This is a genomic window from Bradyrhizobium sp. WSM1253 (genome assembly GCF_000244935.1).
GTDB lineage: Bacteria > Pseudomonadota > Alphaproteobacteria > Rhizobiales > Xanthobacteraceae > Bradyrhizobium > Bradyrhizobium canariense.
In genome coordinates, this window is the sequence record NZ_JH600073.1 from 2391432 (window position 1) to 2416975 (window position 25544).

The 25544-nt window shown below is 64.6% G+C and carries 30 protein-coding genes and 1 riboswitch; of the genes, 18 read left to right on the top strand and 12 right to left on the bottom strand.

The features are described 5' to 3' along the window. The first annotated feature begins 16 nt into the window (after window positions 1-16). The 3 genes from BRA1253DRAFT_RS12885 to BRA1253DRAFT_RS12895 are packed head-to-tail and all read left to right on the top strand — an operon-like array spanning window position 17 to window position 2572. Window positions 17-571 carry a nucleoside 2-deoxyribosyltransferase gene (locus tag BRA1253DRAFT_RS12885; RefSeq protein WP_007594651.1) on the top strand — a complete coding sequence of 185 codons (555 nt, stop codon included), beginning with the start codon at window positions 17-19 and terminating at the stop codon, window positions 569-571. Window positions 572-597: 26 nt separating this feature from the next. Continuing rightward, on the top strand, window positions 598-1332 hold the full coding sequence (locus BRA1253DRAFT_RS12890) for a TlyA family RNA methyltransferase (protein ID WP_007594653.1): 735 nt from the start codon (window positions 598-600) through the stop codon (window positions 1330-1332). Beyond that, window positions 1325-2572: a class I SAM-dependent RNA methyltransferase gene (locus BRA1253DRAFT_RS12895; RefSeq protein ID WP_007594655.1), complete on the top strand. Its 1248-nt coding sequence runs from the start codon at window positions 1325-1327 to the stop codon at window positions 2570-2572. The genes BRA1253DRAFT_RS12890 and BRA1253DRAFT_RS12895 overlap by 8 nt, the downstream gene beginning before the upstream one ends. Here the strand turns inward: BRA1253DRAFT_RS12895 and BRA1253DRAFT_RS12900 are convergent, their stop codons facing one another. Next, on the bottom strand, window positions 2573-3175 hold the full coding sequence (locus BRA1253DRAFT_RS12900) for a hypothetical protein (protein ID WP_007594657.1): 603 nt from the start codon (window positions 3173-3175) through the stop codon (window positions 2573-2575). Between the two features lie 168 nt (window positions 3176-3343). Here BRA1253DRAFT_RS12900 and BRA1253DRAFT_RS12905 point away from each other — a divergent pair, with 168 nt between their 5' ends. Both BRA1253DRAFT_RS12905 and BRA1253DRAFT_RS12910 read left to right on the top strand, forming a co-directional pair. Next, window positions 3344-4402 carry a class I SAM-dependent methyltransferase gene (locus tag BRA1253DRAFT_RS12905; protein WP_007594658.1) on the top strand — a complete coding sequence of 353 codons (1059 nt, stop codon included), beginning with the start codon at window positions 3344-3346 and terminating at the stop codon, window positions 4400-4402. 37 nt (window positions 4403-4439) lie between these two features. After that, entirely contained in the window at window positions 4440-4613 is a 174-nt protein-coding gene (locus BRA1253DRAFT_RS12910; RefSeq protein ID WP_157158585.1) for a hypothetical protein, read from the top strand. Between the two features lie 4 nt (window positions 4614-4617). Here BRA1253DRAFT_RS12910 and BRA1253DRAFT_RS12915 read toward each other — a convergent pair whose 3' ends face one another. After that, window positions 4618-5250: a hypothetical protein gene (locus BRA1253DRAFT_RS12915; RefSeq protein ID WP_007594660.1), complete on the bottom strand. Its 633-nt coding sequence runs from the start codon at window positions 5248-5250 to the stop codon at window positions 4618-4620. 175 nt (window positions 5251-5425) lie between these two features. Next, window positions 5426-6295 carry a DUF1194 domain-containing protein gene (locus BRA1253DRAFT_RS12920; protein WP_007594662.1) on the bottom strand — a complete coding sequence of 290 codons (870 nt, stop codon included), beginning with the start codon at window positions 6293-6295 and terminating at the stop codon, window positions 5426-5428. A gap of 286 nt (window positions 6296-6581) precedes the next feature. Then, window positions 6582-6659, top strand: a riboswitch (Fluoride riboswitch). Between the two features lie 147 nt (window positions 6660-6806). Between BRA1253DRAFT_RS12920 and BRA1253DRAFT_RS12925 the strand changes: the two genes are divergently transcribed. The 5 genes from BRA1253DRAFT_RS12925 to clpS are packed head-to-tail and all read left to right on the top strand — an operon-like array spanning window position 6807 to window position 9552. Continuing rightward, a complete protein-coding gene (locus BRA1253DRAFT_RS12925) occupies window positions 6807-8018 on the top strand; it encodes an MFS transporter (RefSeq protein WP_007594664.1) in 1212 nt (403 codons plus the stop codon). A gap of 7 nt (window positions 8019-8025) precedes the next feature. Continuing rightward, window positions 8026-8424 (top strand): fluoride efflux transporter CrcB, encoded by a 399-nt coding sequence (gene crcB / locus BRA1253DRAFT_RS12930; RefSeq protein WP_198288302.1) that lies wholly within the window; start codon window positions 8026-8028, stop codon window positions 8422-8424. 6 nt (window positions 8425-8430) lie between these two features. After that, window positions 8431-8859 (top strand): fluoride efflux transporter CrcB, encoded by a 429-nt coding sequence (crcB, locus tag BRA1253DRAFT_RS12935; RefSeq protein WP_007594668.1) that lies wholly within the window; start codon window positions 8431-8433, stop codon window positions 8857-8859. 2 nt (window positions 8860-8861) lie between these two features. Then, the gene (locus BRA1253DRAFT_RS12940) at window positions 8862-9203 is read left to right on the top strand and encodes a DUF190 domain-containing protein (RefSeq protein WP_007594670.1); all 342 of its coding nucleotides are present in this window, start codon (window positions 8862-8864) and stop codon (window positions 9201-9203) included. 43 nt (window positions 9204-9246) lie between these two features. Then, window positions 9247-9552, top strand: coding sequence for an ATP-dependent Clp protease adapter ClpS (gene clpS / locus BRA1253DRAFT_RS12945; RefSeq protein ID WP_007594672.1), 306 nt, complete (start codon window positions 9247-9249; stop codon window positions 9550-9552). Here the strand turns inward: clpS and BRA1253DRAFT_RS12950 are convergent. The 4 genes from BRA1253DRAFT_RS12950 to fabI all read right to left on the bottom strand — a co-directional run bounded on the left by BRA1253DRAFT_RS12950 (window position 9516) and on the right by fabI (window position 13432). Further along, window positions 9516-10745: an adenylate/guanylate cyclase domain-containing protein gene (locus tag BRA1253DRAFT_RS12950; RefSeq protein WP_007594673.1), complete on the bottom strand. Its 1230-nt coding sequence runs from the start codon at window positions 10743-10745 to the stop codon at window positions 9516-9518. The genes clpS and BRA1253DRAFT_RS12950 overlap by 37 nt on opposite strands. An 80-nt stretch (window positions 10746-10825) precedes the next feature. Further along, window positions 10826-11914 (bottom strand): chorismate synthase, encoded by a 1089-nt coding sequence (aroC, locus tag BRA1253DRAFT_RS12955; RefSeq protein WP_007594674.1) that lies wholly within the window; start codon window positions 11912-11914, stop codon window positions 10826-10828. A gap of 88 nt (window positions 11915-12002) precedes the next feature. After that, window positions 12003-12602, bottom strand: coding sequence for a histidine phosphatase family protein (locus BRA1253DRAFT_RS12960; protein WP_007594675.1), 600 nt, complete (start codon window positions 12600-12602; stop codon window positions 12003-12005). Window positions 12603-12616: 14 nt separating this feature from the next. Then, window positions 12617-13432, bottom strand: coding sequence for an enoyl-ACP reductase FabI (gene fabI / locus BRA1253DRAFT_RS12965; protein ID WP_007594677.1), 816 nt, complete (start codon window positions 13430-13432; stop codon window positions 12617-12619). A 173-nt stretch (window positions 13433-13605) separates the two neighbouring features. Between fabI and BRA1253DRAFT_RS12970 the strand changes: the two genes are divergently transcribed. Together BRA1253DRAFT_RS12970 and BRA1253DRAFT_RS12975 are read left to right on the top strand one after the other, a co-directional pair. Further along, window positions 13606-14094 carry a sigma-70 family RNA polymerase sigma factor gene (locus tag BRA1253DRAFT_RS12970; protein WP_007594679.1) on the top strand — a complete coding sequence of 163 codons (489 nt, stop codon included), beginning with the start codon at window positions 13606-13608 and terminating at the stop codon, window positions 14092-14094. Window positions 14095-14200: 106 nt separating this feature from the next. Next, on the top strand, window positions 14201-14971 hold the full coding sequence (locus BRA1253DRAFT_RS12975) for an anti-sigma factor (RefSeq protein ID WP_007594681.1): 771 nt from the start codon (window positions 14201-14203) through the stop codon (window positions 14969-14971). Window positions 14972-15300: 329 nt separating this feature from the next. Here BRA1253DRAFT_RS12975 and BRA1253DRAFT_RS12980 read toward each other — a convergent pair whose 3' ends face one another. Further along, window positions 15301-16263 (bottom strand): DnaJ C-terminal domain-containing protein, encoded by a 963-nt coding sequence (locus tag BRA1253DRAFT_RS12980; RefSeq protein WP_007594691.1) that lies wholly within the window; start codon window positions 16261-16263, stop codon window positions 15301-15303. 110 nt (window positions 16264-16373) lie between these two features. Continuing rightward, window positions 16374-16781 (bottom strand): RT0821/Lpp0805 family surface protein, encoded by a 408-nt coding sequence (locus BRA1253DRAFT_RS12985; RefSeq protein ID WP_007594695.1) that lies wholly within the window; start codon window positions 16779-16781, stop codon window positions 16374-16376. 113 nt (window positions 16782-16894) lie between these two features. Here BRA1253DRAFT_RS12985 and pdxH point away from each other — a divergent pair, with 113 nt between their 5' ends. From pdxH to BRA1253DRAFT_RS13000, 3 genes are all read left to right on the top strand, one after another. Next, the gene (gene pdxH, locus BRA1253DRAFT_RS12990) at window positions 16895-17536 is read left to right on the top strand and encodes a pyridoxamine 5'-phosphate oxidase (protein ID WP_007594697.1); all 642 of its coding nucleotides are present in this window, start codon (window positions 16895-16897) and stop codon (window positions 17534-17536) included. A gap of 97 nt (window positions 17537-17633) precedes the next feature. Beyond that, window positions 17634-18386: an SDR family NAD(P)-dependent oxidoreductase gene (locus tag BRA1253DRAFT_RS12995; RefSeq protein ID WP_007594703.1), complete on the top strand. Its 753-nt coding sequence runs from the start codon at window positions 17634-17636 to the stop codon at window positions 18384-18386. Between the two features lie 7 nt (window positions 18387-18393). Then, entirely contained in the window at window positions 18394-19161 is a 768-nt protein-coding gene (locus tag BRA1253DRAFT_RS13000; protein ID WP_007594704.1) for a class I SAM-dependent methyltransferase, read from the top strand. Between the two features lie 78 nt (window positions 19162-19239). Here BRA1253DRAFT_RS13000 and BRA1253DRAFT_RS41425 read toward each other — a convergent pair whose 3' ends face one another. Together BRA1253DRAFT_RS41425 and BRA1253DRAFT_RS13005 are read right to left on the bottom strand one after the other, a co-directional pair. Then, window positions 19240-19458, bottom strand: a complete 219-nt coding sequence (locus BRA1253DRAFT_RS41425; RefSeq protein ID WP_007594705.1) for a hypothetical protein — start codon at window positions 19456-19458, stop codon at window positions 19240-19242. 186 nt (window positions 19459-19644) lie between these two features. After that, window positions 19645-20622: a magnesium transporter CorA family protein gene (locus tag BRA1253DRAFT_RS13005; protein WP_007594709.1), complete on the bottom strand. Its 978-nt coding sequence runs from the start codon at window positions 20620-20622 to the stop codon at window positions 19645-19647. 336 nt (window positions 20623-20958) lie between these two features. Between BRA1253DRAFT_RS13005 and BRA1253DRAFT_RS13010 the strand changes: the two genes are divergently transcribed. After that, a complete protein-coding gene (locus tag BRA1253DRAFT_RS13010) occupies window positions 20959-21645 on the top strand; it encodes a L,D-transpeptidase (RefSeq protein WP_007594711.1) in 687 nt (228 codons plus the stop codon). A 36-nt stretch (window positions 21646-21681) separates the two neighbouring features. Here the strand turns inward: BRA1253DRAFT_RS13010 and BRA1253DRAFT_RS13015 are convergent, their stop codons facing one another. Continuing rightward, window positions 21682-22803, bottom strand: a complete 1122-nt coding sequence (locus tag BRA1253DRAFT_RS13015; protein ID WP_007594713.1) for an extensin family protein — start codon at window positions 22801-22803, stop codon at window positions 21682-21684. 65 nt (window positions 22804-22868) lie between these two features. Between BRA1253DRAFT_RS13015 and BRA1253DRAFT_RS13020 the strand changes: the two genes are divergently transcribed. After that, window positions 22869-24497 (top strand): fatty-acid--CoA ligase, encoded by a 1629-nt coding sequence (locus BRA1253DRAFT_RS13020; RefSeq protein ID WP_007594714.1) that lies wholly within the window; start codon window positions 22869-22871, stop codon window positions 24495-24497. Between the two features lie 153 nt (window positions 24498-24650). Further along, a complete protein-coding gene (locus BRA1253DRAFT_RS13025) occupies window positions 24651-25505 on the top strand; it encodes a DUF1499 domain-containing protein (RefSeq protein WP_007594716.1) in 855 nt (284 codons plus the stop codon). The last annotated feature ends 39 nt before the right edge of the window (window positions 25506-25544 follow it).

Below are 25544 nucleotides of genomic sequence, written 5' to 3' on the forward strand. Positions count from 1 at the left end.
CCGCGAAGCAGCTCTGATGAAAATCTATCTGGCAGGCCCCGACGTGTTCCTGCCAGATGCGGTCGAGATCGGCCGGGAGAAGGTCGCGATCTGTGCCGCGCACGGCCTTACCGGCCTCTATCCCCTCGACAACGACATCGACCTCGCCGCTCCCGACGCCTCGCGGCGGATCTTTTGCGGCAACGAGGCGATGATGGACGCGGCCGATGCGATCATCGCCAACCTCACGCCGTTCCGCGGCGCCAGCGCCGATCCCGGCACCATCTACGAGCTCGGCTACATGGCCGGCCGCCGCAAGTTTTGCCTCGCTTATTCCAACGACGGCGCCGCCTATGCCGACCGCCTCAGCCGCTTCATGGACGTGACGTCCGAGGACGGGCGGCTGGTCGACGCGCAGGGGCTGACGGTCGAGGATTTTGGCCTCGTCGACAATCTCATGATGATCCACGCGCTGGAACTGCATGGCTGCCCGCTGGTGACGCCGGCGCAGATGCCGATCGACGTCTGGCACGATCTGGCCGCGTTCGAGGCTTGCGTCCGGATGGCGGCCGCGCGATTGATCGCTACATAAGCGCCTCTGGCGTCTTCGGAGAGATGATGTCCCCTGCCCGCAAGCGCGCGGATGTTCTGCTGGTCGAGCGCGGCCTGTTCGAGAGCCGGGCGCGGGCGCGCGCGGCGATCGAGGCCGGCCTCGTCACCGCCGACGACAAGCAGGTCGCAAAGCCGTCGGAGACCATCGCCGAGGACGCCGTGATCCAGGCCGAGCCCGCGTACCCCTACGTCTCCCGCGGCGGCGTCAAGCTCGCCGGCGCGCTGGAGCGCTACCCGATCGAGATCGAGGACCATGTCTGCCTCGACGTCGGCGCGTCCACCGGCGGATTTACCGAGGTGCTGCTGGCGAACGGCGCGAGTCTCGTCTTTGCCGTCGATGTCGGCACCAGCCAGTTGCATCCCTCGCTGCGCGGTCACTCCAAGATCGTGTCGATGGAAGAGACCGACATCCGCGCCTATGACGGCAAGCGTTTGCCGGCGCGGCCCGATGTCGTCGTGATCGACGTCAGCTTCATCTCGCTCAAGACGGTGCTGCCCGTGGCGCTGTCGCTGGCGGCCGCGCCGATGAGCCTGCTGGCACTGATCAAGCCGCAATTCGAGGCGGACCGGAAGCACAACAAGAAGGGCATCGTCCGCGACGCCGCCGTGCACCGCGAGATCTGCGACGACATCGCCGCCTTTGCGGCCTCGCTCGGCTGCACCGATATCGAGGTGTTCCCGTCGGCGATCACCGGCGGCGACGGCAACATCGAATTCTTCCTGGGCGCGCGCCGTGGTTGAGCGCGTGACGATCGATCACGTCGGCCATCGCGGCGACGGCGTCTCGCTCGACGCTGGTGATGCCGTCTATGTGCCCTACACGCTCGGCGGCGAGACCGTCGAGGTCGATCGTGTCGTCGGCAACCATCCTGATCGCCGCAAGCTGCTGGCGGTGGATGTCGCCAGCCCCGAGCGCGTCGCGCCGTTCTGTCCGCATTTCGGCGTCTGTGGCGGCTGCGCGATCCAGCACTGGGCGACTGAACCGTATCACGCCTGGAAGCGCGGCATCGTGGTCGAGACCCTGGCCCAGGCCGGCATCGACTGCGAGGTGGCGCCGCTGGTCGATGCCCACGGTGCGGGACGCAGGCGCATCACGCTGCACGGCCGGTTGGGCACCCATGACATCCTCAAGGTCGGCTTCTCGGCTGCGAGCTCGCACGATGTCATCCCGATCGATCGTTGCCCGATCCTCGATCCCGGGCTCGAGGGCGCGCTCGATGCCGGTTGGGCGCTCGCCGAACTGCTGACGTCCAAAATGCTGGTGACGAAGCCGCTGGACATCCAGGTGACCGCGACCGCCAACGGTCTCGACGTGGACGTGCGCGGCTCCGGCCCGCTGCCAACGCCGCTCGTGACGGCGCTGTCGCGCGTCGCCGAGCAGCATCGCCTGGCACGGCTGACACGGCACGGCGAACTGGTGCTGCAACGCCTGCCACCGACCCTGCAGATGGGCCGCGCCGAGGTGACGCTGCCGCCGGGCTCGTTCCTGCAGGCCACCGTCGCCGGCGAAGAGACGCTTGCGTCGCTGGTCGCGGAGCGCGTCGGCAAGGCCAAGAACGTTCTCGATCTCTTCTGCGGCGTCGGGCCGTTTGCGTTGCGGCTCGCCGAGAAGACCCGCATCAGCGCCCATGACAACGACGTCGGCGCCATTGCAGCGCTCGAAAAAGCAGCACGCACGCCGGGGCTCAAGCCGATCAAGGCCGAGCCGCGCGACCTGTTCCGCCGTCCCCTGGTGGCGCCGGAGCTGCGCGATTTTGACGCTGTCGTGTTCGACCCGCCACGCCAGGGCGCACAGGCGCAGGCCTTGAAGCTCGCCGCGAGCAAGGTGCCGGTGGTGGTCGCGGTCTCCTGCAATGTCGCGACCTTTGCTCGCGATGCGCGGCTGCTGATCGATGGCGGCTACAAGATTGACGTAGTCGTGCCGGTGGATCAGTTCCGCCACACGCCGCATGTCGAGCTCGTTGCGAAGTTCACGCGCTAGTTAGCGCCGAAGGCCACTCAACGCCGGCGACTCGCCGGGCAGCATGTTCGATCTGAGATCGCTATCCATGCGGCCCGAGTCCTGCTGGGTGAAGCCGGCGCCGAACGACAGGCTGAGGTTGGAGGTCGGCTTGAACTCGACACCCGCAAATGCGCCGTAGCCGGGCGAGGCGCTGGAGGTGAGCGGCGCAAGCGAGCTGCCGATGCCGTTGCCGTATTTCAGGGTGTCGAAACCGGCAAAGAACGTGACGGGCATGCCGCCCGCGGTCTTGGTGTTGTAGCCGAATTGCGTGCTGTCGTAGGAGAGCGCGCTGAAATTGCCGCTCAGTCCGGCCGGGCTGAGGCCGCTCCAATTGAGATTGCCATGCTGGCTGCCCACAAAGAAGCCGTTCGCAAAATTGCTGCGGCCGCTTGCGTCGGCGCCATTGAAGCTCGGGAAATTGCCGTAGCTGTCGGCGCTCTGGCCGGCAACGCCGCCGAAGCCGAAAGGTCCGCCGGGGATCCAATATTGCAGGGGTGCGCCTTGCGCATGAGCCGGCGCTTCGCCGAGGCAGAGCAGGGCAAGAAAAACCGCGAGACCGCAAGAGCGTGTAAGCCTGGACATCCAAATAACCGTCGAAAAGCTTGCGAATTATACCCACCAGACAGCATGAATGCCAGCATAGCGACACCAGTCTTCCCTTGAGTTCCGGGATCACGTTTTCCTGCCAGTTTGAACTTCCCGCATGCCGGATTGACCCACCTAAGGGGGCGCGTCAGCACGGAGGCTGTCATGGAGGTCAATTCCGACAGGTTGAATGCCTTTATGGGCAAGATGGTCACCGAATTCGGGGCAGCGATGAATGCGTCGCTGGTCCTGCTCGGGGACAAGCTCGGTCTCTACCGTACCCTTGCCGCCAAGGGACCGATGAACTCGTCCGAGCTCGCAAGCGCCACCGGGACGGCGGAGCGCTACGTCCGCGAATGGCTCGCGAGCCAGGCGGCATCCGGCTACATCGAGTACGATTCCGCTTCGGCAAAATTCTCGATGCTGCCGGAGCAGGCGATGGCGCTTGCCGATGAGGACAGTCCGGTGTTCCTCGGCGCGTTCGGCAATGTCATTGCCTCGGCGTTTCTCGACGAGCCGAAGGTCTCGGACGCATTCAAATCCGGCAAGGGCGTCGGTTGGAACCGGCGCAGCGAGTGCCTGTTCTGCGGCACCGCCCGCTTCTTCCGGACCGGGTACATGCATCATCTGGTGCAGGAATGGCTGCCCGCGCTCGACGGCGTCGTGGACAAGCTGAAGCGCGGCGCCAAGGTCGCCGATGTCGGCTGCGGGCACGGCGTCTCGACACGGCTGATGGCGGAAGCCTTCCCGAACTCCCGCTTCTACGGCTTCGACTATCACGAGGGTTCGATCGAGGCCGCGCGAAAGGCGGCCACCGAAGCCAGATTGGGCGACCGGGTCAGCTTCGATGTTCATTCCGCCAAGACCTATCCGGCCGAGGGCTATGATCTCGTCTGCTTCTTCGATTGCCTGCATGACATGGGCGATCCCGTCGGCGCCATCGGCCACGTGCGCGAGACCATGGCAAAGGACGGCACCTGCATGCTGGTCGAGCCGTTCGCAGGCGACCGCCTCGAGGACAATCTCAACCCGGTCGGGCGGGTCTATTATGCGGCGTCGACCATGATCTGCACGCCGGCCTCGCTCGACCAGGAGGTGGGCCTCGGACTGGGCGCGCAAGCCGGCGAGGCAAGGCTGCGCAAGGTCGCGCGAGAGGGCGGACTGACGCGCTTCCGCCGCGCAGCTGAAACGCCCTTCAATCTGATTCTGGAGGCGCGGATCTGATCTTCCCCATTCCGGCGCGTGGCTGCGGCATATGGCCATGCCGATGCTGCAGCCACGCCTGGCGCCGACATCGTTGCCTCGCTCGCGCGGCAACGTAAGCTCGCCGCCGCAAATGATCGGTAATGGCGCTTTGGCGCCCGCGTGCGACGTCTTGCGTCAGATCGACCGGCACTTGAAGGCGCTGACGCGGTCCAGCGAGCAGCAGCCGTGATCTGCTATGCCGTCCTGTCCACCGTGGACGACGTATCCGCCGGCGGATATTTCGTCACGGGCACCATGAATGACTTGTTGCCGACCTGGTAGATGATCTTGCCGTTCTGCCCGTCGTCGGTCGCAATCTGCGCCTGCCCGAACATGATGACGTTCTTGTAGACGGTGCCGGTGCCCTGACGGGTGACGCCATCGGTGGTGACGCTGACCTGCGCTTCGTTGCCGTTGACGCCGAGCACCCTGAAGCTCGCGCTCTTGCCATTGTCACTTGAATAGCCACCCCAGCTTCCCATCAGACGGCTGTCCGAGGCCGGCGGCGCCTGCTTGTCCAGCGTCGCGGTCTGCTTGCCAGCGCCCGCGGAGGATAACAGCACCAAACTCTTGCCGTCTTTGGTGCCGACCGTGATGTTACCGAAGGTGAGAAGCGAACCGGCGACCTCGCCAAAGCCGCGCTCGGTGTGCCCGTTATGGGTGTACTCGACCTGCGCCCGGGCACCGCGGATGTTCACGACCTTGAAGCCGACGGGCTGGTTGTTGCCCGCCCAATTGCCCTTCCAGTCACCGAGGAGGGCGCTCTGGTGATACACCCGCTCGTTGGCGGGCGAAATCTGGCTGGTGCTCGATGAGACGATGGCCATTGGATTGCTCGGCGGATTTGTCTGACAGGCCCGCTTGGTTCGCGCCCCGACAGGAACGTCAGAACAGTATCCGGAAACAATTGGAAGCAGCCGATTAGGGCCACGCAACAGTTAACGCATGGTTAAAATTCCATCGCGGGCAAATAGGGCAAAAGGTCTCGTCCGGGGGCCGCGCTCAGCGACCCCAGCGGTCTGACCAGATCTTCTCGCCGATCATGCAGTTCACACGCGGCTCCCTGTCCTTCTCCGCAACGCGCATCACCGGGCGCTCCGGCATACGGCCTGCAACCTCCATCAAGAGCTTGGTGCGGATGGCTTCCTTGAACTTCTCGCGATCCTTGATCGTGATGACAAAGGAACCGGGGCCGCCGATGACACAATCTTCATAGTAGAAGTCGAGATTGTCGATATCCATGGTCGAATAGGACGGCTCCTTGACCATGATCGGGAGGCCGTTGATCACGATGCCCTTCTCGATCGCCGCGTCGCGCGCAATCGTGACCGGAGTGCCATTGTTGTTGGGACCGTCGCCGGAAATATCGATCACACGGCGCAAGCCCCGATAGGGATCCTCGTCGAACAGCGGCATCGCGAAACTGATCGCGCCGGAGATCGAAGTGCGCGAGGCGCGCCGGATCGGCGTCTTCAGGATTTCGGCGGCGACGGCATCGGCGGTCTCCGGTCCGTCGATCAGGCGCCAGGGAATGATGATCTTCTGGTCGGTCGAGGCGGCCCACTCGAAATAGGTCACCGCGATCCGGCCGTTCGGGCCCAGCTTCAGCGCCTGCAGGAATTCCTTCGACTGGATCGCCTGCGCATAGCCTTCGCGCTGGATCGCGAGCTCGTCCATGTCCATGGAGTAGGAGACGTCGACAGCGAGGATCAGCTCGACATCGACCGTCTGCGCGTCCCTGTCGGCTGCTTGCCGCTGCGGCTGAATTTTAGGCGACTCAAATTTGGGTCCTGGTGCCGCGATGCCCGCGACGTCCCCTCCGGCGAACATGCCGGTCACCAGCACAGCCCCGATCGAGAACAGCAAGCGCATCGCAGCCTCCCGTCGTATGACGCGATGGTGACATGCAATCGCCTTGCCGCAAAGTCCGAAGATCGCTTGCGCTTCACATTCCAGTTAGGGATTTGCGCGTTGGGATCTGCGGGTCGGGAATTGCGAAGCATTACGCAAAGCTGCCGCCATGTTGCCGCGCTCGCGCCGCTGACTGCGCGATCGCTGGCACGGGTATGCCGTCATGCGCCATGCGCCCCGGAAGAACGGGCCACTAGACAGAGCACCCTCGCCCATTTGTCCGGCGCCATTTCCATGCTAGGCTGGCGACACAGATGGGGATGGAGTCCCCCGACAACCGCCCGGCGGCCTGTGACCGTAATGGGCTGATGACTCCTGCTTGAGGAGGGGCAATTTCTAAGCCTTTGCCTTCGGTGGGAGCATGGACAAACCCGCCGCTGGCGGGTTTTTTGTTGCCTGGACGCGAAGGCCAAGGAGAGGTCAAGCAGAGGTCAAGCAGAGGTCAAGCAGAGGCCGAGGAGAAGTCCTGGACGTGACGACGACAACACCGAATGCTGCACGTGCGGGGCTGCCCAGGGGAATCTGGGTGCTCGGTTTCGTCTCGATGCTGATGGACGTCTCTTCCGAGATGATCCACGCGCTGCTGCCGGTCTATCTCGTCACCGTGCTCGGCGCCTCCACGCTCACCGTCGGCTTCATCGAGGGCATTGCCGAGGCGACCGCCTCGATCACGAAGATCTTCTCCGGCGCGTTGTCCGACTGGCTAGGCCGGCGCAAATTGCTCGCCGCGCTGGGCTACGGACTCGCCGCGCTGACAAAACCGCTATTCCCGCTTGCCCCCAGCGTCGGATGGCTGGTTGCCGGGCGCTTCATCGACCGCGTCGGCAAGGGCATTCGCGGCGCGCCGCGCGATGCGCTGATCGCCGATATCGCACCTATCGGCCTGCGTGGCGCGAGCTTCGGCCTGCGGCAGTCGCTCGACACTATCGGTGCCTTCGTCGGGCCGCTCATGGCGATCGGCCTGATGTGGTGGACGGCGGACAATTTTACGATGGTGTTCTGGGTGGCCGTGCTGCCGGGCTTCCTGTCGTTCGGACTGATCGCGTTCGCGGTGAGCGAGCCGGAGCCGGACCCTGGCCGGGAGCCCTCAAGGAATCCACTGAATACCGCCGCGGTGCGCCAGCTCGGGTCCGTATACTGGCGCGTGGTCGCGGTTGGCGTCGTGTTCACGCTGGCGCGCTTCAGCGAGGCCTTCCTGATCCTGCGCGCGCAGAACATCGGGCTCAATGCGATGTGGGTGCCGGCCGTGCTGGTGCTGATGAACATCGTCTATGCGTTGTCGGCCTATCCGGCCGGCGTGCTCTCGGACCGGATCAACCGCACCGGCCTGCTCGCGCTCGGCCTCGTCTTCCTCGCCGGCGCCGATCTTGCGCTCGCGCTGCTGCCAAACCTTGGGGGCCTCGCCCTCGGCGTCGTGCTGTGGGGACTGCATATGGGGTTGACGCAAGGCCTGCTCTCGGCCCTCGTCGCCGACGCGGCGCCACCGAGCCTGCGCGGCACCGCGTTCGGCTATTTCAACCTGTTCACCGGCCTTGCCTTGCTGGCCGCAAGCGTGATCGCCGGCGCCTTGTGGGATGCCTATGGTCCGGCCGGCACGTTCCTGGCGGGGCTCGGCTTCGCGCTGGTCGCGCTCGTGGGACTATTCGCCGTCGGCGGCGGGATGGCAACGGAGGAGAAACGATGACGGGGGGCTGTTCGCCGTGCTGAGCGGAGTGCTTGCGATCATGATCGGCAGCATGCTCGGCGGCTGCGCGCGCTATTTCATCTCCGGCGCGATCGCCCGGCGGCTGGGCGAGACGTTTCCGTGGGGCACCGTGACCATCAACGTCACTGGCGCCTTTCTGATCGGCATTTTTGGCGCATTGGCGACCCATCCCGGCTCGGCCTTCGCCGCGCCCGATCCATGGCTGTTCGCGGTCACCGGCTTTCTTGGCTGCTACACCACGGTGTCCTCGTTCAGTCTGCAAACGCTGACGCTGGCGCGCAACGGCGAGGCGATGCACGCGCTCGGGAATGTCGCGGTCTCGGTCGTGCTCTGCCTCGCGGCCGTCAGTTGCGGCTTCCTCCTCACGGACACTCTGGCAGGCTAGAGGCAGATGAAGTCCCCCTCCTTTGCCGATCGCTGGCGCACCGCGACGCTCTATGCCTGGATTGCCGCCGGCAGCATGGTCGGCGGGCTGACGCGCTATCTGGTCGGGCTTGCGCTCGACACCGGGCCCGGCTTCCCGGTCGCGACGCTGTTCATCAACGCCACGGGCTCACTGATGATCGGCTTCTACGCGACGCTGACCGGACCCGACGGCCGCCTGCTGGCCCGGCCCGAGCACCGGCAGTTCGTCATGACCGGGTTCTGCGGCGGCTACACGACCTTTTCGACCTTCAGCCTGGAGACTTTCCGCCTGCTCCACGGCGGCATGAAATATACGGCGCTCGCCTATATCGCGGCATCCGTCATTTGCTGGCTGGTGTCGGTATGGGCAGGCCATATGATAGCCAGCGGCACCAACCGCTTGCGAAGGAGCTAATCATGCAAATCCCCAATCAGGCAGTTTCGCTCCGGATCTTCATTGGCGAGAACGACCATTTCGACGGCAAGCCGCTCTATGAAGCGATCGTGATGACGGCGCGCGAGCGGCATCTGGCCGGCGCCACCGTGCTGCGCGGCCCCATGGGCTTCGGCAAGTCGAGCCGCCTCCACACGTCCAAAATCCTGCGGCTCTCGGAAGACCTGCCGCTGCTGATCGAGATCGTCGACAGCGAGGACAACATCAATGCATTCCTGCCCATCCTGGATGGCATGATGTCGAGCGGCCTGATCACCTTGGAGAAGGTGCAGGTCCTGCAATATGGTGAGAAGGCCGCGCGCTGAGCGCGCCGGCAGGAACCCGAGCCCGCCATATCCGGGAGGCGGAATGAACGATACCGTTGCCAAACCGAAAACCAGGACGAAGACCAAGGTCGAGCGGCCGAAGCTTCATAAGGTCATCCTGATCAACGACGACTTCACGCCGCGCGAATTCGTCACGATGATCCTCAAGGCCGAGTTCCGGATGACCGAGGATCAGGCCTACAAGGTGATGATCACCGCCCACAAGCTCGGCGCCTGCGTGGTCGCAGTTTTCACCAAGGACGTCGCCGAGACCAAGGCTACCCGCGCAACGGATGCCGGCCGCACCAAGGGCTATCCGCTGCTGTTCACGACGGAGCCGGAGGAGTAGCGCTCAGCGACCAGCGCCGGTGCTTCATCCGTCAGCCCATACACGCGCTGCGCCTTTGAAAAGCCCGCGATCGGGAATTCGCCGAGCTCGTGCCAGTCGCGGCGGCAGACACTGGCGAACATTTCCGAGGCCACGACGGTCCGCCCCAGGCGACCGGTGATCTTCTCGAGCCTGGCGGCAAGGTTCACGGCGGGACCGATGCAGGTGAAGTCGAGGCGATTGCCGCCACCGATATTGCCGTAGAGGATGTTGCCGACGTGGAGCGCAACGCCGAAGCGGAAGCGCTCGACGACATCGCCGACAGGGTACGCGAGCGCCTCGACGCTGGCGCGGGATTCGCGCGCCGCCTCCAGCACCCGCGTGCAGACATGCGCGGCATCGCCGACATATTCGTCGATGGGGAATACCGCGAGCAGGCCGTCGCCCATGAATTTCAGCACCTCGCCGCCATGGCCGCGGATCGCGGCGACCTGGCAGTCGAAATAATGGTTGAGGATCTCGACCACGGTCTCGGCCGGCAGCCGGTCCGACAGTGCGGTGAAGCCGCGCAGATCGGAGAGCCAGATCGCAGCCTGCATGGTGTCGTTGTGGCCGCGGCGGATCTGACCGCCAAGGATGCGCGCGCCGGCACGATTGCCGACATAGGTGTCGAGCAGCATCTCGGCGGTGCGGCGCAGGCTGATGATCTCAGTGATGCGCGCGAGCGGTTTGATGATGCTGTGAATCGCCGCGATGTGTTCATCGGTGAATCCGCCTGGATGGCGCGTGGTCCAGCTCGTCGCGTGGACCGAGCCGTCGAGAAACTGCATTGGCGTCGCGACGTAGTCGGTTACGCCTTCGGCACGCATATCGTCGAAAAAAGGGAAATGCTTGCTGCCGGGATCGTCCATGCGTCCGCGCACCTCAAGTCCCTGCTCGAACACGACCCGCAGCGGACTTCTGGCGAATTCCGGCGTCTCCAGGATCTCGAAATCGACCGTGCCGATCTCGACCTCCTCGCCCTCCCGCCAGATGAAGTTGCGACCGAAAATTTCGGGATGCAGCGTGCGGATGAAGATGCCGAACCGCCATAGCGGCAGACCGGCTGCGACCATCCGTTCGCAGGCTTCCGCCGTCATCTCGGCCGGGGTCTTCGACGACCAGGCGCCGTCGATCAGCCAGCTGGTGATGCGTTGGAGCTCGGAGCTTTCCATGCGCGCATTTGCGGACGAAGTTGTGGGATCGTCAAGCTGCGCGGTGGGCCAGTGGCGCGATACAAGCGCCTCGCAGAACGCTAGCGCCCGACCTGGCCGCGGTCGCGCAGGAAATGATCCGCCAAAACACAGGCCATCATGGCTTCGCCGACGGGTACGGCGCGGATGCCGACGCAGGGATCGTGGCGGCCCTTGGTCATGATCTCGGTGTCGGCGCCGTTGCGATCGACGGTGAGACGCGGCTGCAGGATCGACGAGGTCGGTTTGACCGCGAAACGCACCACCACCGGCTGCCCTGTGGAGATGCCGCCCAGCACGCCGCCGGCGTGGTTGGAGAGAAAACGCGTGCCGTCATTGCCCGTGCGCATCTCGTCGGCGTTCTCTTCGCCGGTCAATTCCGCCGCGCCAAAGCCGGCGCCGATCTCGACGCCCTTCACCGCGTTGATGGTCATCATCGCGCCCGCCAGATCGGAATCGAGCTTGGCGTAGATCGGCGCGCCAAGGCCAGCCGGCACACCTTCGGCGACGACCTCGATCACCGCGCCGATCGAGGAGCCGCTCTTGCGGATGCCGTCGAGATAGGTCTCGAAGAATGCGGCCTTGTCCTTGTCCGGACAGAAGAACGGATTCTTCGCGATCTCGTCCCAGTCCCACTTCGCGCGGTCGATCTTGTGCGGCCCCATCTGCACCAACGCGCCGCGCACCTTCACATCGGGCAACACCTTTCGCGCGATCGCGCCGGCGGCAACGCGCGTCGCGGTCTCGCGCGCCGAGGAGCGGCCGCCGCCGCGATAATCGCGCAGGCCGTACTTTGCTTCATAGGTGAAGTCGGCATGACCGGGGCGAAACTTGTCTTTGATCTCGGAATAGTCCTTGGAGCGCTGGTCGGTGTTCTCGATCAGGAGCCCGATCGGCGTGCCCGTCGTCACCTGCACGCCGGTCTCCGGATGCGCCATCACGCCGGAGAGGATCTTGACCTGGTCCGCCTCCTGACGCTGGGTCGTGAAGCGCGACTGGCCGGGCCGGCGGCGATCAAGATCGCCCTGGATGTCGGTCTCGACGAGCGGGATCATGGGCGGGCAGCCGTCGACCACGCAGCCGATCGCCACCCCATGGCTCTCGCCGAAGGTCGTGACGCGGAACATGTGGCCGAAGGTGTTGAAGGACATCGCTGCTCGCTGGCTCGGTTCCCGCGTGTGGTAACGCGCGGGGCGCCGGTGGTCAAACCCGCAGCCGCCACGGGGACGGCGAACCGGCTTAACTAAACTTCTCCAGCCGCCCGTCCCGGAACACGTAGACGGCGCCCTGCTCGATGTAGAGTTCGGCGGCGCTCGCCGGCGTCTCCAGGCCGAGTGAAACCATCAGGGCCCGGCAGGTCCCACCATGGGCGACCGCGACGGTGTCGGTCCGGAGCTGCTCGTACCAGGCGCGCACGCGGACCTGCACATCGGCGTAGGTCTCCCCGCCCGCGGGGCCCACCGTCCATTTGTCGGCGAGGCGCCGGGCATATATTTCGGGATCGGAGGCCTCGCTCTCGGCCAGCGTCAGTCCCTCCCAGGTGCCGTAGCCGATCTCGCGCAAGCGATCGTCGAGCGTATAGTCCGCAATCGGCAGTTCGAGCTTGCTCCGCGCCAGTTCCATGGTCTGTCGCGCGCGGCCAAGCGGACTCGACACGTAGGGTAATGCAGCCTTGTCGCGGCCCTCGCGCTTGAACAGATCGGCGAGAATGCCGCCGGCCCGCACGGCCTGATCGCGACCGCGCGCGTTCAGCGGAATGTCCTTGATGCCCTGAAGCCTCCCGAGCGCATTCCACTCGGTCTCGCCGTGGCGCAGATAATAGATCGTGGGCACGGGCATTGCTGGGTAAAAAGTTAGTCCTTCCCGCCGAACGAAATGTCCGGCGCGTCCGGGCGCTTCATGCCGAGCACGTGATAGCCGGAATCGACGTGATGCACCTCGCCGGTGACGCCGCGCGAGAGGTCGGAGAGGAAATACAGCGCGCTGCCACCGACGTCTTCCGTGGAGACGTTGCGCCGCAGCGGCGCGTTGGCCTCGTTCCACTTCAGGATATATCTGAAATCGCCGATGCCGGACGCCGCGAGCGTCTTGATCGGCCCCGCGGAGATCGCGTTGACGCGGATGTTCTTCTCGCCGAGATCGGCGGCGAGATAACGCACGCTTGCTTCGAGCGCCGCTTTCGCGACGCCCATGACGTTGTAATGCGGCATCCACTTCTCGGCGCCGTAATAGCTGAGCGTGATCAGCGAGCCGCCGTCGGTCATCAGCTTCTCGGCGCGCTGCGCCACGGCTGTGAACGAGTAGCAGGAGATCAGCATGGACTTCGAAAAATTCTCCTGCGTGGTGTCGACGTAGCGGCCGTCGAGCTGCTCGCCATAGGCGATCGCATGCACCAGGAAGTCGATCTTGCCCCACTTCTCCTTCAGCACCGCGAACGCCGCATCGATGGTCGCGGCATCGGTGACGTCGCAATGGCCGAGTACGAGCCCGCCGATCTCGGCGGCAAGCGGCTCGACGCGCTTCTTCAGCGCATCGCCCTGATAGGTGAAGGCGAGCTCGGCGCCGGCCGCGTGACATGCCTTGGCAATGCCCCAGGCGATCGAGCGGTTGTTGGCAACGCCGAGGACCACGCCCCGCTTGCCCTGCATCAGACCTGAATTCTGCGCCATTTTGCTAACGTCCCGTCGAGCTCCCGGTAAGGTTTGGAGGTACACCAGCCCTCCGTGGCGGTACAGTCCTAATACGCGGCGTTAACGCTGTTTCACGCGCCGGAATAGCCGTTCCGCTCGGGTGTTATGATCGTTGTGGCGCTCGCGCCGGACATCAGGACGTCAAGATCGCAATGAGTGCGTTTCGCCAGAGCGTTGAAGCCATGATCCCGGCGTTGCGCCGCTACGCCCGCGCGCTCACGCGCGAGGCGGATGCGGCCGACGATCTGGTGCAGGATACGCTGGTGCGGGCGCTGCGTTCGGAGCGCCTGTTCCTCGGGGGCGACGTCAGGAGCTGGCTCTATACGATCCTGACCAACCTCAACAAGAACCGGCGGCGCTCGCTGGCACGGCGCCCGCAATTCATGCAGCTGACGGAGAACAACCCGGACGCCAGCGGGACCGAAGCCGAAGGGCGCGATATCGAGAGGGCGCTGGCGACGCTCGTCGAGGAGCAACGCTCGGTGCTGCTCCTGGTGATGCTGGAGGGCATGAGCTACCGCGAGGTCGCCGACATCCAGGGCGTGCCGATCGGCACCGTGATGTCGCGCCTGGCACGCGCCCGCGCCCACGTTAAAGCCTCGCTGGAGGGTGAGCGCCCGGCGCTCAGGCGGGTGAAATGATGGCAGGATTGATGCATCGCGCCGGTCGTTTCTCCTGCATGGCATGGGAAGCGGCGCAGTTGAACCACGAAGAACATTTTGGGCCGCAGAGCCAGAGACGATCGATATGAACGACCGCAAGATCCCAGTGACCGAGGACGAACTGCACGCCTATGTCGACGGCGAGTTGCCGGCCGAGCGCCGCGCCGACGTCGAAGCCTGGCTTGCCGCGCAGCCTGAGGATGGCGAGCGCGTGCAGTCCTGGCGCGCCATGGCCGAGATGCTGCACGCCCGCTACGATTCCGTCGCCCAGGAGCCGGTGCCGGCGCGGCTCGAGCTCGAACGGCTGGAGCGCCGCCCGCGGCACTGGCTCTATGGCGCCGCCGCGGCCGTGCTGGTGGCCTTCGTCGCCGGCGGCACCGCCGGCTGGCTGGCGCATGGCGCCGCCAACGCGCCCTCGACCTTCCAGAGTTTTACGACTGACGCACTCGACGCCCACCGCCTCTATGTCGTCGAGGTTCGCCATCCCGTCGAGGTCGGCGGCAACGAGCGCGACCACCTCCAGGCCTGGCTGACCCGGCGCTGCGGCTGGACCGTGTTTGCACCGAACCTGGAGGCGAGTGGACTAAAGCTCGTCGGTGGCCGGCTTTTGCCGGGGCCGAACGGGCCGGCGTCGTTCCTGATGTATGAGGGTGCCTCGGGCGAGCGGTACACGATTTACACCGCCAAGACCGAGAATGGTGCAACGCAGATGCGCTACGCCCGAACGGACAAGGACGGGGCGCTGTTCTGGTCGGAGCGCGGCGTCGGCTACGTCGTCAGCGGTGGCGGCGACCGGGATCGGCTGACCAAAGTGGCGCAGGCGGTCTACGACCAAGCAGAGAAAAGCGGCACCTAGACAACCACGCAAGCGCGGTGCCTCGATTCCGACATTGAAAATTTGGAATGAAGACATCGGCGCGTCTCATTATCGCACCGGATGATCACGCGAAAATGAGCAGCGTTCGATCCGCCGATCGACGCGGGCGGCCTCGATTGGGGTTTTTGGTACCGCGCTGGTCCCCCTCTCGAGGCCGCACCTTTTTATCGGCTGCCCCGCCGGACAGCCGACACGTCGAGCACGTGAGCCAAGAAGGGCTAACACGCCTCGGGCATATGATGAGCATCATCTCGACGGACGACGCTCTCAGTCTTTAGGAGAACCCCTTCACACTTTCTGGATCACGCTTAGCCAAGCCCGCTACGTGGATTGTAGGGGCGTTGGTCCCGCCACTTCTCCATCAATGCTTCAAGCTCGGCGTCGTTCCCGTCCGGTAGCATAATCCTGACAGTAACGAAGAGATCCCCGGTTCCGCCAGCTTTTGGCAATCCTTTGCCCTTCAGGCGGAAGGTCCGGCCGCTGGAGGTGTTTTGCGGGACCGAAAGCTCCACGGCATTGCCGAGGGTGGGCACGCGGACCTTGCCGCCAAGCACCGCCTCATAAAGCGTGACCGGCAGGTCGATCCGGAGATCGGCGCCCTCGATCTTGAAGAACGGATGCGGCGCGATGCTGATCGTGATCAGGAGATCGCCCGGCGGGTGGCCCTGAGCGCTCTCGCCCTGTCCCCGCAACCGGATCTGCTGGCCCTCGGTCACGCCGGACGGAACCTTGACATTGAGTTCCTTGCCATTCGGCAGCCGGACTCGCTTCTCGCCGCCCTTGACCGCCTCCTCCAGCGAGACGGTCATGGCGACATTGACGTCGAGATCGAGCCCGATCCCGCCGGTGTCGAATTCGAACTGGGCACCGCCGCCGGCCCCGGGGCGCGGACGCGGCCCACCGCCGAACATGCTGTTGAGGATGTCCTCGAACGCGCCGCCGCCCGCACCAGGGCCCGCGCCGCCACCGCGGAACGTATAGCTTTCGAACCCGCCGGGACCCGCGCGACCGCGCGGCCCGCCGCCGCCCGGAAAGCCATGGAAGCGCGGCTTGCCGTCGGCGTCGATCTCGCCGCGGTCGAATTGCTTGCGTTTGTCCTCGTCGCCGAGGATCTCGTTGGCCGAATTGAGCTCAGCGAAGCGCTCGGCCGCCTTCGGGTCGTTCTTGTTGCTGTCAGGATGGTGCTTCTTAGCAAGCTTGCGATAGGCGCTCTTGATCGCGGCAGCGTTGGCGCTCCGCGGCACCCCCAAGACCTCATAGGGGTCGCGCATCCGTCACGTCTCCTTCAAGAAATCGAATTGTTCAAAGGGCTCCCCGCCCCCAACTGAGCCTCATGTGGGGGGCGAGTGGTATTTTTGCAACTAGCCTGGTGAAGCGATTCCTAGCTCCGCCACGGCTTTAGCGTATGAATCTCCCAACTGCCACGGCTGCTTTGGCAGCCCGCGCCCTGGAGCCAGCTTTCGGTGCTGCCGTTGACGTAGCTCGCCAGGAAGTCGCGGCACTTGCGGCCGTCCTCGGCGGCATAGGATTGCGCGATCGGCGTGACCGAACCGCGCGCTCCGGTTTCCGGATTCTCCCAATGCTGGCTGGAATCCTTGTCGTTCTTGCTGAGGACGTCGGAGGCGGCGTTGCGGGCGAAGGCGAGATCGGTCTCGGTCGGTGCCGCCGCCCTGGCCGGCATTGCGATCGAGCCGGTGAGGTCGCTGTCCTCGGCCTTGGCGTAGGCGCTCTTGTCGTTGCGGGAGAAGCTGCAACCGCCGGTGCCGAGCCCGATCAGAATGATCGTCATGACGAAGCCGGACGGCCGGATCGCCGATAGGCCAACGCGTCCCCATACCCTATATAGGGCGGTAGCAGACAACAGCGCGTTTTGGACCGCAGGACGCAACTCGGACCCCAGACATGACCGACACGACCTCGATGAAACACCAGACACCCTTAACATCCGGTGATTTCACCGCCGCCGACGAGCCGTTTGCGCTGTTCGAGGCCTGGATGAACGAAGCCATCAAGAGCGAGCCGAACGATCCGAACGCCATGGCGCTCGCAACCGTCGATCCCGATGGCCTGCCGGATGTGCGCATGGTGCTGATGAAGGGCTTCGATACCGATGGTTTCGTCTTCTACAGCCACATCGCCAGCCAGAAGGGCCGCGAACTCGCCGCAAATCCTAAGGCGGCGTTACTTTTTCACTGGAAGTCGCTGCGCCGGCAGGTCCGCATCCGCGGCAACGTGACGCCGGTGACCGAGGCCGAAGCCGACGCCTATTTCGCCACCCGCCCGAAACAGGCGCAGATCGGTGCCTGGGCGAGCAAGCAGTCGCAGGAGCTGGAGAGCCGCTTCGCCTTCGAGCAGGCGATCGCCAAGGTCGCCGCCAAGCACATGATCGGCGAGGTGCCGCGGCCGCCGGGCTGGAGCGGCTGGCGCATCACGCCGTCGCGTATCGAATTCTGGCATGACCGCCCATTCCGCCTGCACGACCGCATCGAATTTCGCCGTGACGCGGCCGGCCAGAAATGGTCCAAGACGCGGATGTATCCTTAGTATTTTGTTCGAGCATGATCCCTTCGGAAAACCGCTGCACGCTTTGCGCTAACGCGGCCCTCCGGGTCCGGATCATGCTCCAACCTGAAAGACCTTCATGCCGCAGCCTTCCAACGCGCCGCGCCGCACGCTGCTCCTGACCGGGGCGAGCCGCGGCATCGGCCATGCCACCGTGATCCGTTTCTCCTCGGCCGGCTGGCGCGTGATCACCTGCTCGCGACATCCGTTCCCGGAGGATTGTCCGTGGGATGCAGGCCCTGAGGACCATATCCAGGTCGACCTCGCCACGCCCGCCGATACCACCCGCGCAATCTCCGACATCCGCGACCGTCTCGAAGGCGGGATGCTGCATGCGCTGGTCAACAATGCCGCGATCTCACCGAAGGGCGCCGGCGGCTCCAGGCTCGGCTCGATCGACACCGACCTCGACACCTGGACGCATGTGTTCAACGTCAACTTCTTCGCGCCGATCATGATGGCGCGCGGGCTGCTCGAGGAACTGAAGACGGCCAAGGGCTCTGTCGTGAACGTCACTTCGATCGCGGGCTCGCGCGTGCATCCCTTCGCAGGCGCCGCCTACGCCACCTCGAAGGCCGCGCTGGCATCCCTGACGCGCGAGATGGCCTCCGACTTCGGCCGCGTCGGCGTGCGCGTCAATGCGATCGCGCCGGGCGAGATCGACACCTCGATCCTGTCGCCGGGCACCGAGAAGATCGTCGACCAGCAGATCCCGATGCACCGGCTCGGCACGCCGGACGAGGTCGCCAAGATCATCTACGTGCTGTGTACGGACACCAGTTCTTACGTCAACGGCGCCGAGATCCACATCAACGGCGGCCAGCACGTGTAGGCGAAGCATGGGTCGGTTCGCTAGCACTGCGGCACTTTACGAGCATTTGCGACCGCCGTACCCGAGCGAATTCTTTCGCAGCGTCGCGGAAAAGCTCGGCCTCTCCACGCAAAGCAGCTTGATCGACCTCGGCACCGGACCTGGGCTGCTGGCGCTCGGCTTTGCGCCCTATGTCGGCCGCATCGTCGGCGTCGACCCAGAACCTGCCATGCTCGATGCGGCGCGACGTACGGCTGCGAGCGCAGGCCACGCACTCACGCTGATCGAAGGCAAGGTCGAGACGCTCAGCCCCGACATCAGCTTCGACGTCGTGACGATCGGCCGCGCGCTGCATTGGATGGATCGTGAGCCGACGCTTGCACGGCTCGTTCGGCTGGTTGCGCGCGGTGGCGCAATTCTGATCTGCGCCTCGTTCTCGGTCACCGACGGCAGAAACCCGTGGCTCGATGGCTACAACGACGTACGCCGCCGCTGGTCGCCGGCCAAGCTCTGGGAGGAGGCAGGCAGGGGCACGCGCACCCATCGCGACTTGCCGGCGTTCTTTCGCGGCAGCGCCTTTCAGCCCACCGAACTCGTCACGGTCGAGACCAGCCACGTAGTTGGCGTGGAGGACCTGACGCGGCGCACGCTGACCTATTCGTCGTCATCACCAGATGCGCTGGGCGACAATGTCGAGGAGATGCTACGCGACGTCCGGGAGCACCTGGCTTCTTTCAGCGGCAACGGGGTCGTGGCCGAGACCATCGTCTCGACGGCGCAGATCGTGAAGCGCTAGCTGATTTGCCGAAGGGCGGGAGCAAGGCGATCCAGACAACGCCGCCGCAAGACCTGGATCGCCCTTGGCTTCCGTTCCTCAATCGAGTCGAATCCGACGTGACCTCTCGCGTGGCTGCGGAGCGGCCGTGCTGATTGCAGTCGAACAATCGTCGTCGTTCTCACCGTCGAGCAGCGGAGCACCACAGTGTCGGCACATGCTTGCCGACATCGACGACGCCTTGCCGCTCGTCACGACATGGCGATAGCTCGCCAGATCGATGACGTTGGGGGGCGTCGTTATGTGTTTTTCAACCATGGCTGTTCCTCGCGGCTTACCTGCTCCTTATCGCAGACAAGTTTCGCGTAAACGTTCAGCCCACCGCTCAAATTTTACCGGAGGAATTGGGGCGGCGAGCACACATCGCCGTGCGGCCGCAATCCCGCTCTATTCTGCGACACCAGACACTGTGTCTCTGCGTCCCGCGTAAGGTCTCGGTAGCTATTACAGCCACTTCTTCCACTTGAAGATCCAGTACGGAACGATCGCCGCAATCAGCATCAGCACCAGCGCGAACGGATAGCCGTGCGCCCATTCGAGTTCCGGCATCGACTTGAAGTTCATGCCGTAGATCGAGGCGATCAGCGTCGGCGGCATCAGGACAACCGCCATGACCGAAAACAGCTTGATGATGTTGTTCTGCTCGAGATTGACGACGCCGAGCATGGCGTCGAGCACGAAGGTGATCTTGCTAGAAAGATAGGAGGCATGATCGGTCAGCGAGACGACGTCGCGCTGCATGGTCTTGAGCTGCTCGCGCATGTCCTTCGACCATTTCACGCCCTCCACCACCGCCGAGAGGAAGGCGACGACACGGCCGATCGAGACCAGGCTCTCGCGAACCTTGGAGGTCAGGTCGCCCTTGCGGCCGATCGAGATCAGGATTTGCGAATATTGCTTGGCATGACCGTGGCGCTCGCTCTCCGGCTCGAAGATGTCATGCGAGACCTGGTCGATCTCGGCGCCGCAGCGCTCCAGGATGTCGGCGCAGCGGTCGATCACGGCATCGAGCAGTTCCATCAGCACCATCTCGCCGGTGATGGCCGGCGTGCAGGAACGGGCCAGCTTGGCCTCGACCAGCGCAAAGGGCTTGGGCTGGTCATAGCGCACCGTCACCAGGCGGTGGTCGCCGAGAATGAAGGTCACCGCCGTGGTTCGGGGCATGTCGGTATCGGAGTGGCACATCAGCGTCGCGGTCATGTAGCGCGCGCCGTTCTCCATATAGAGGCGGCTCGAGATCTCGATCTCCTGCATGTCCTCCCGGGTCGGGATTGCGATCCCCGAGAGCTTCTCGACGGCTTTGTCCTCGGCCGCTGTCGGGTTGACCAGGTCGATCCAGACCGCATGCTCCGGTACTGCCGCGAGATCCTCGACGATGGCCTTCTTGAGGGAGGACTCGGATGGAACAAACACAGAAAACATGCACAACTCCAGGAGGGGCCTGCGACAGACTGACAGCCCTTAGCGCGATTCTGACAAGTTGATGATGACAAGCACATTAACGGAGCGTTTGCATTTGTGGCGGCGCCGTGGCCCAACTGTGGCACGGAATCGACACATGTGCCCGTTTTGCCCAGAAACCGACTCGGGCCCGCAAAACTTGCGGCAGAAAAGCCACAGGTAAGGTCTTGCAGCGCGGGAGAAGCTTCGTAAGGCTGGAATTGTGGCAGATTTCAACGATAATGGGGCCAACGGAATCGTGGAATTGGGCCTGCTCAAGCCCCACGAAAGCTTGTTGTTGTCGATTGGAACCAAATCATGTCGTTGCTGAAAGTTACGCTGGGTATTTTGGCCGCTGGCCTGATGCTGTCGGGCTGCATGCAGGCCACGCATTTTGAAGCGACCGACACCAAGGCATTCAAGCCGAAGGACAAGGAACTCCTTGCCAAGGTTCGGTACGAGAACACCCCGGTCGCAGAGCCGTTCCGCCGCGCCATCGTCGAGTACCACCGCAAGGAATCGCCCGGCTCGATCGTGGTCGATTCCGACAACCATTACCTCTACTACGTCCTGGATGGCGGCAAGGCGATCCGCTACGGCATCACCGTCGGTGAAGAAGCCATGGCCTGGTCCGGCATTGCCAAGGTCGGCAGCATGACCGAATGGCCGGCCTGGCACCCGACTCCCGGCGAGATTTCGCGCCTGGGCGTGCCCACGTTCGTCGCCCCCGGTCCGGACAATCCGATGGGTTCGCGGGCGATGTATCTGTATTCGGGCGGCAAGGACACATTGTTCCGCATTCACGGCACAAATCAGCCGGAATATATCGGCGCCTCAATCTCGTCGGGCTGCATCCGCCTGACCAACGAGGACGCGATCGACCTCTATGGCCGCGTCAAGGTCGGCACCATCGTCGTGGTGCTCGAACCGAAGCATGGCGACTCGCCGTACAATTCGCGCCTTGCGCTCGGCGGCGGCGGAACTGGCCAGGCGGGCAGCTACTGATTGCCTCCTGATCTCTGACATTCAAAAGCGCCGGTTTCACCGGCGCTTTTTTGTTGCCGGCTTGTGCGGCTGGGCTTTGTGGCCCTCGGCCCCCGACTTGTCCGCAGGCGCGGGAGATGCCTCCGCCGCCTCGTCATCAACGCTTTGCTTCGTCTCGGGCTTGGCCTCGGGCTTCGCTTCAGGTTTGGCCGCGACCTCACGCGGCGGCGCCTCCTCGGGCCGTTCCGCGGGCAGCAGCGGGGCGACCTGCGGCAGGGGATCCCAGACGTTCCACTGGCAGATCCGGTAGTCGTTGCGCCGCTGCGCGAGGTCGAGATGGATATGGTTCTCATGGTACCAATCCGAGCCGGGGCCGAGCACGGTCGAAAAGCGCGAGCAGACCGAATGCAGCACGCGCTCGCGCACCTCGCGCGACATCGTGCGGTCGGTCAGGCCGAGCGATTGCCCGTTAGCGAGCTTGATGGCGCGCACATCGATCGCGTTGGCCTTGCCATGCTCGGACAGCATGGCGCCGACAACGCGGTTGCGGCCGCGGCACTCGAAGCTGTCGAAATTGTCGAGATCGCTGATGGTCGAGCCGAGGCTCGCCGCCAGCGGCACCACGTCCTTGCGCACCCAATCGGCGATTGCGGACGCCATGGTGCAGCGGAGGATCGCCGCGGGCTTGACCGCCACCTTGCGCTTGTCCGGCAGCACGATGGCTTCGAGCCGCACCAGATCCTCACCGCCGCAGGCGCCCGGGCCGCGGATATCCGGGATCGAGGGCGCGATCGCGATCTCCTCGGTCAGCCCGAGGCGGCACGCCGAGGCCTGCTTCTCGGGCGGGGGGGCCTCCTCGGCGGGCTTGGTGCTGCCAGGTTTGTCCGGGGAAGGCTTGCCGCCGGTCTCCGGAGGAGCCTCGTCCGACGCCTTGGCCGATGCCTTGGGGGCCTCCTCGGGGCGAGGCCGCGGGAGCGGGATCTTGCCGGAGATATTGGCAGAATGAGCCGCCGCGCGCGGCCGTGGTGCAGCAATACCAAAGATGTCCAGCGGGGACCCATATTTGCGCGCCTCAGCCCGATCCGCGAGCCCGAGCGCGACGGTAACCATGGCCGCGCCGACGGACATATAGCCGCGACAAGACCATTTGCGGCGAAAGGCGGGCAGGCTAAAACTCATGACAATTCTTTGGCCCAACGCTGAGAGCGACAATCCGCCCAGCGGCTTCTCGGAGGAACGACCGAATGCTTGGTTTGATGCAAGACTGGCCCCTGCTCTGCCACCGGATCATCGAACACGCCGCCAAGATTCATGGCAAGCAGGAGGTTGTGACGCGCTCGGTCGAGGGACCGATCCATCGCACCACCTATGCCGATATCCACAAGCGGGCGCTCAAGGTCTCGCAGATGCTGGAGCGCGACGGCATCAAGCTCGGCGACCGTGTCGCAACGATCGCCTGGAACACCTGGCGCCATCTCGAGGTCTGGTACGGCATCATGGGGATCGGCGCCATCTGCCATACCGTCAATCCCCGCCTTTTCCCCGAGCAGATCGCCTGGATCATCAACCATGCGCAGGACCGCATCGTGATGACCGACATCACGTTCATTCCGGTCCTGGAGAAGATCGCCGACAAGCTGACAAGCGTGGAACGCTACGTCGTGCTCACCGACAAGGCGCACATGCCGCAGACGACGCTGAAGAACGTGGTCGCCTACGAGGACTGGATTGCGGAGGCCGACGGCAAGTTTAAATGGAAGGACTTTGACGAGAACACGGCGGCCGCGATGTGCTACACATCGGGCACCACCGGCGACCCCAAGGGCGTGCTGTATTCGCATCGCTCCAACGTGCTGCACGCGCTGATGGCCAACAATGTCGATGCGCTCGGCACCAGCGCCTCCGAGACCATGCTTCCCGTGGTGCCGCTCTTCCACGCCAACAGCTGGGGCATCGCCTTCTCCGCGCCTTCGCAGGGCACCAAGCTCGTGATGCCCGGCGCCAAGCTCGACGGCGCCTCGGTGTATGAGCTGCTCTCGACCGAGAGGGTGACGCATACCGCCGGCGTGCCCACGGTGTGGCTGATGCTGCTCCAGCACATGACCGCGAACAATCTGAAACTGCCGGACCTGAAGATGGTGATCTGCGGCGGCTCGGCGATGCCGCGCTCGATGATCAAGGCCTTCCTCGACATGGGCTCGAACGTCCGCCACGCCTGGGGCATGACCGAGATGAGCCCGATCGGCAGCGTCGCGGCGCTGAAGCCGCCGTTCCAGAATGCGACGGGCGAGGCACGGCTCGACGTGCTGCAGATGCAGGGCTACGCGCCGTTCGCCGTCGAGATGAAGATCACCGACGATGCCGGCAAGGAACTGCCGTGGGACGGCACGACCTTCGGCCGCCTCAAGGTCGCCGGCCCGGCCGTCGCCAAGGCCTATTACCGGGTCGACACTGACATCCTCGACGAGGACGGCTTCTTCGACACCGGCGACGTCGCGACCATCGACGAGGCCGGCTATATGCGGATCACCGACCGTTCCAAGGACGTGATCAAGTCCGGCGGCGAATGGATCTCCTCGATCGAGCTGGAAAACCTCGCAGTCGGTCATCCCGCAGTGGCGGAAGCCGCCGTGATCGGCGTGTTCCACCCCAAATGGGACGAGCGTCCGCTGCTGATCGTGCAGCTGAAGCAGGGCCAGCAGGCCAGCCGCGAGGACATCCTGAAGTTCATGGACGGCAAGATCGCCAAATGGTGGATGCCCGACGACGTTGCCTTCGTCGAAGGCATCCCGCATACGGCGACGGGCAAGATCCTGAAGACCGCGCTGCGCGACCAGTTTAGGGAGTACCGCTTCCCGAACGCGGCGGCGTAGGCGGCCACCACCGTCATGGCCGGGTCAAGCTCGGCCATGACGATGCAGCCTTCTGCGGAACGCTTGAATTTGCCCGCGGGCCGTGGTCTCAACGGCCCATCGTCGTGCCAGATCGGCCGGCACCGTCCCTAAGACCCCGGCAGAGCTCACCCGATGGCCCGCAGGTTTTCCGCTCCCTATCAGTCGGAGCCCGTGTCCAGCCTCGCGAGCTGGGCGCGCAATCTGGCCGTGTTCGCAGTGGTGGCGGTGGTGGTCTCGATCATCATCGTCCGGTTCGGCTTCCTGGAGATGAAGCCGGCACTCGCGACCTTCTTCGGCGGGCTCGGGATTGCGGCGCTCTCGATCCTGTTCGGGCTCGCCGGCTTCGCTGCGATCTGGCAGAACGGCTCGCGCGGCATGGCGCGCATCCTGCTTGCCTTCCTGATCGACGGCGCGATCCTCGCCTATCCAGCTTATCTCGGCCTGCAATACCGCAAGCTGCCGGCGATCCACGACATCACCACCGACCCGATCGACCCGCCGCGCTTCGACGCACTGGCCCGCCTGCGCACCGGCGATGGTGCCAATACCGCGGTGTATGCCGGCCTCTATTCGGCCGAGCAGCAGCGTCAATTCTATCCCGATATCGAGCCGATCGAGCTCGAGATTTCAGTCGACCGCGCCTATGCGATCGCGCTTCAGCTCGTCAACAAGCGCAAATGGCTGGTCATCGACGAGCGCGCGCCGCAGCCGCCGCGCCGCATCGGCCGCATCGAGGCGGTGGCGCGCTCGCCGATCATGGGGTTCCGCGAGGACATCGCAATCCGCGTCGTGCCCGACGGCGAGGATTCCCGCGTCGATATCCGCTCCGCCTCGCGCTATTTCGAGAGTGACCTCGGCAGCAACGCCGCGCGCGTGAAGAAATTCATCGACGATCTCAACACCGCCGCCGATGCCGACGCACTCAAGCCGGTGAAGAAGACGCCGGTGGCGCCGCCCAAAGCGCCGGCGAAGACGGTGAAGAAATAGGATTCTGTGATTCCGGGTTCGCGCTAACGCGCGCTCCGG

Bases quoted from the DNA above. Each gene is read 5' to 3' on its own strand.
- BRA1253DRAFT_RS12885 (WP_007594651.1), top strand. From the start codon at position 17: ATGAAAATCTATCTGGCAGGCCCCGACGTGTTCCTGCCAGATGCGGTC.
- BRA1253DRAFT_RS12890 (WP_007594653.1), top strand. From the start codon at position 598: ATGTCCCCTGCCCGCAAGCGCGCGGATGTTCTGCTGGTCGAGCGCGGC.
- BRA1253DRAFT_RS12900 (WP_007594657.1), bottom strand. From the start codon at position 3,175: ATGTCCAGGCTTACACGCTCTTGCGGTCTCGCGGTTTTTCTTGCCCTG.
- BRA1253DRAFT_RS12905 (WP_007594658.1), top strand. From the start codon at position 3,344: ATGGAGGTCAATTCCGACAGGTTGAATGCCTTTATGGGCAAGATGGTC.
- BRA1253DRAFT_RS12910 (WP_157158585.1), top strand. From the start codon at position 4,440: ATGCCGATGCTGCAGCCACGCCTGGCGCCGACATCGTTGCCTCGCTCG.
- BRA1253DRAFT_RS12915 (WP_007594660.1), bottom strand. From the start codon at position 5,250: ATGGCCATCGTCTCATCGAGCACCAGCCAGATTTCGCCCGCCAACGAG.
- BRA1253DRAFT_RS12920 (WP_007594662.1), bottom strand. From the start codon at position 6,295: ATGCGCTTGCTGTTCTCGATCGGGGCTGTGCTGGTGACCGGCATGTTC.
- crcB (WP_007594668.1), top strand. From the start codon at position 8,431: ATGAAGTCCCCCTCCTTTGCCGATCGCTGGCGCACCGCGACGCTCTAT.
- BRA1253DRAFT_RS12940 (WP_007594670.1), top strand. From the start codon at position 8,862: ATGCAAATCCCCAATCAGGCAGTTTCGCTCCGGATCTTCATTGGCGAG.
- clpS (WP_007594672.1), top strand. From the start codon at position 9,247: ATGAACGATACCGTTGCCAAACCGAAAACCAGGACGAAGACCAAGGTC.
- BRA1253DRAFT_RS12950 (WP_007594673.1), bottom strand. From the start codon at position 10,745: ATGGAAAGCTCCGAGCTCCAACGCATCACCAGCTGGCTGATCGACGGC.
- aroC (WP_007594674.1), bottom strand. From the start codon at position 11,914: ATGTCCTTCAACACCTTCGGCCACATGTTCCGCGTCACGACCTTCGGC.
- BRA1253DRAFT_RS12960 (WP_007594675.1), bottom strand. From the start codon at position 12,602: ATGCCCGTGCCCACGATCTATTATCTGCGCCACGGCGAGACCGAGTGG.
- fabI (WP_007594677.1), bottom strand. From the start codon at position 13,432: ATGGCGCAGAATTCAGGTCTGATGCAGGGCAAGCGGGGCGTGGTCCTC.
- BRA1253DRAFT_RS12970 (WP_007594679.1), top strand. From the start codon at position 13,606: ATGAGTGCGTTTCGCCAGAGCGTTGAAGCCATGATCCCGGCGTTGCGC.
- BRA1253DRAFT_RS12975 (WP_007594681.1), top strand. From the start codon at position 14,201: ATGAACGACCGCAAGATCCCAGTGACCGAGGACGAACTGCACGCCTAT.
- BRA1253DRAFT_RS12980 (WP_007594691.1), bottom strand. From the start codon at position 16,263: ATGCGCGACCCCTATGAGGTCTTGGGGGTGCCGCGGAGCGCCAACGCT.
- BRA1253DRAFT_RS12985 (WP_007594695.1), bottom strand. From the start codon at position 16,781: ATGACGATCATTCTGATCGGGCTCGGCACCGGCGGTTGCAGCTTCTCC.
- pdxH (WP_007594697.1), top strand. From the start codon at position 16,895: ATGACCGACACGACCTCGATGAAACACCAGACACCCTTAACATCCGGT.
- BRA1253DRAFT_RS12995 (WP_007594703.1), top strand. From the start codon at position 17,634: ATGCCGCAGCCTTCCAACGCGCCGCGCCGCACGCTGCTCCTGACCGGG.
- BRA1253DRAFT_RS13000 (WP_007594704.1), top strand. From the start codon at position 18,394: ATGGGTCGGTTCGCTAGCACTGCGGCACTTTACGAGCATTTGCGACCG.
- BRA1253DRAFT_RS41425 (WP_007594705.1), bottom strand. From the start codon at position 19,458: ATGGTTGAAAAACACATAACGACGCCCCCCAACGTCATCGATCTGGCG.
- BRA1253DRAFT_RS13005 (WP_007594709.1), bottom strand. From the start codon at position 20,622: ATGTTTTCTGTGTTTGTTCCATCCGAGTCCTCCCTCAAGAAGGCCATC.
- BRA1253DRAFT_RS13010 (WP_007594711.1), top strand. From the start codon at position 20,959: ATGTCGTTGCTGAAAGTTACGCTGGGTATTTTGGCCGCTGGCCTGATG.
- BRA1253DRAFT_RS13015 (WP_007594713.1), bottom strand. From the start codon at position 22,803: ATGAGTTTTAGCCTGCCCGCCTTTCGCCGCAAATGGTCTTGTCGCGGC.
- BRA1253DRAFT_RS13020 (WP_007594714.1), top strand. From the start codon at position 22,869: ATGCTTGGTTTGATGCAAGACTGGCCCCTGCTCTGCCACCGGATCATC.
- BRA1253DRAFT_RS13025 (WP_007594716.1), top strand. From the start codon at position 24,651: ATGGCCCGCAGGTTTTCCGCTCCCTATCAGTCGGAGCCCGTGTCCAGC.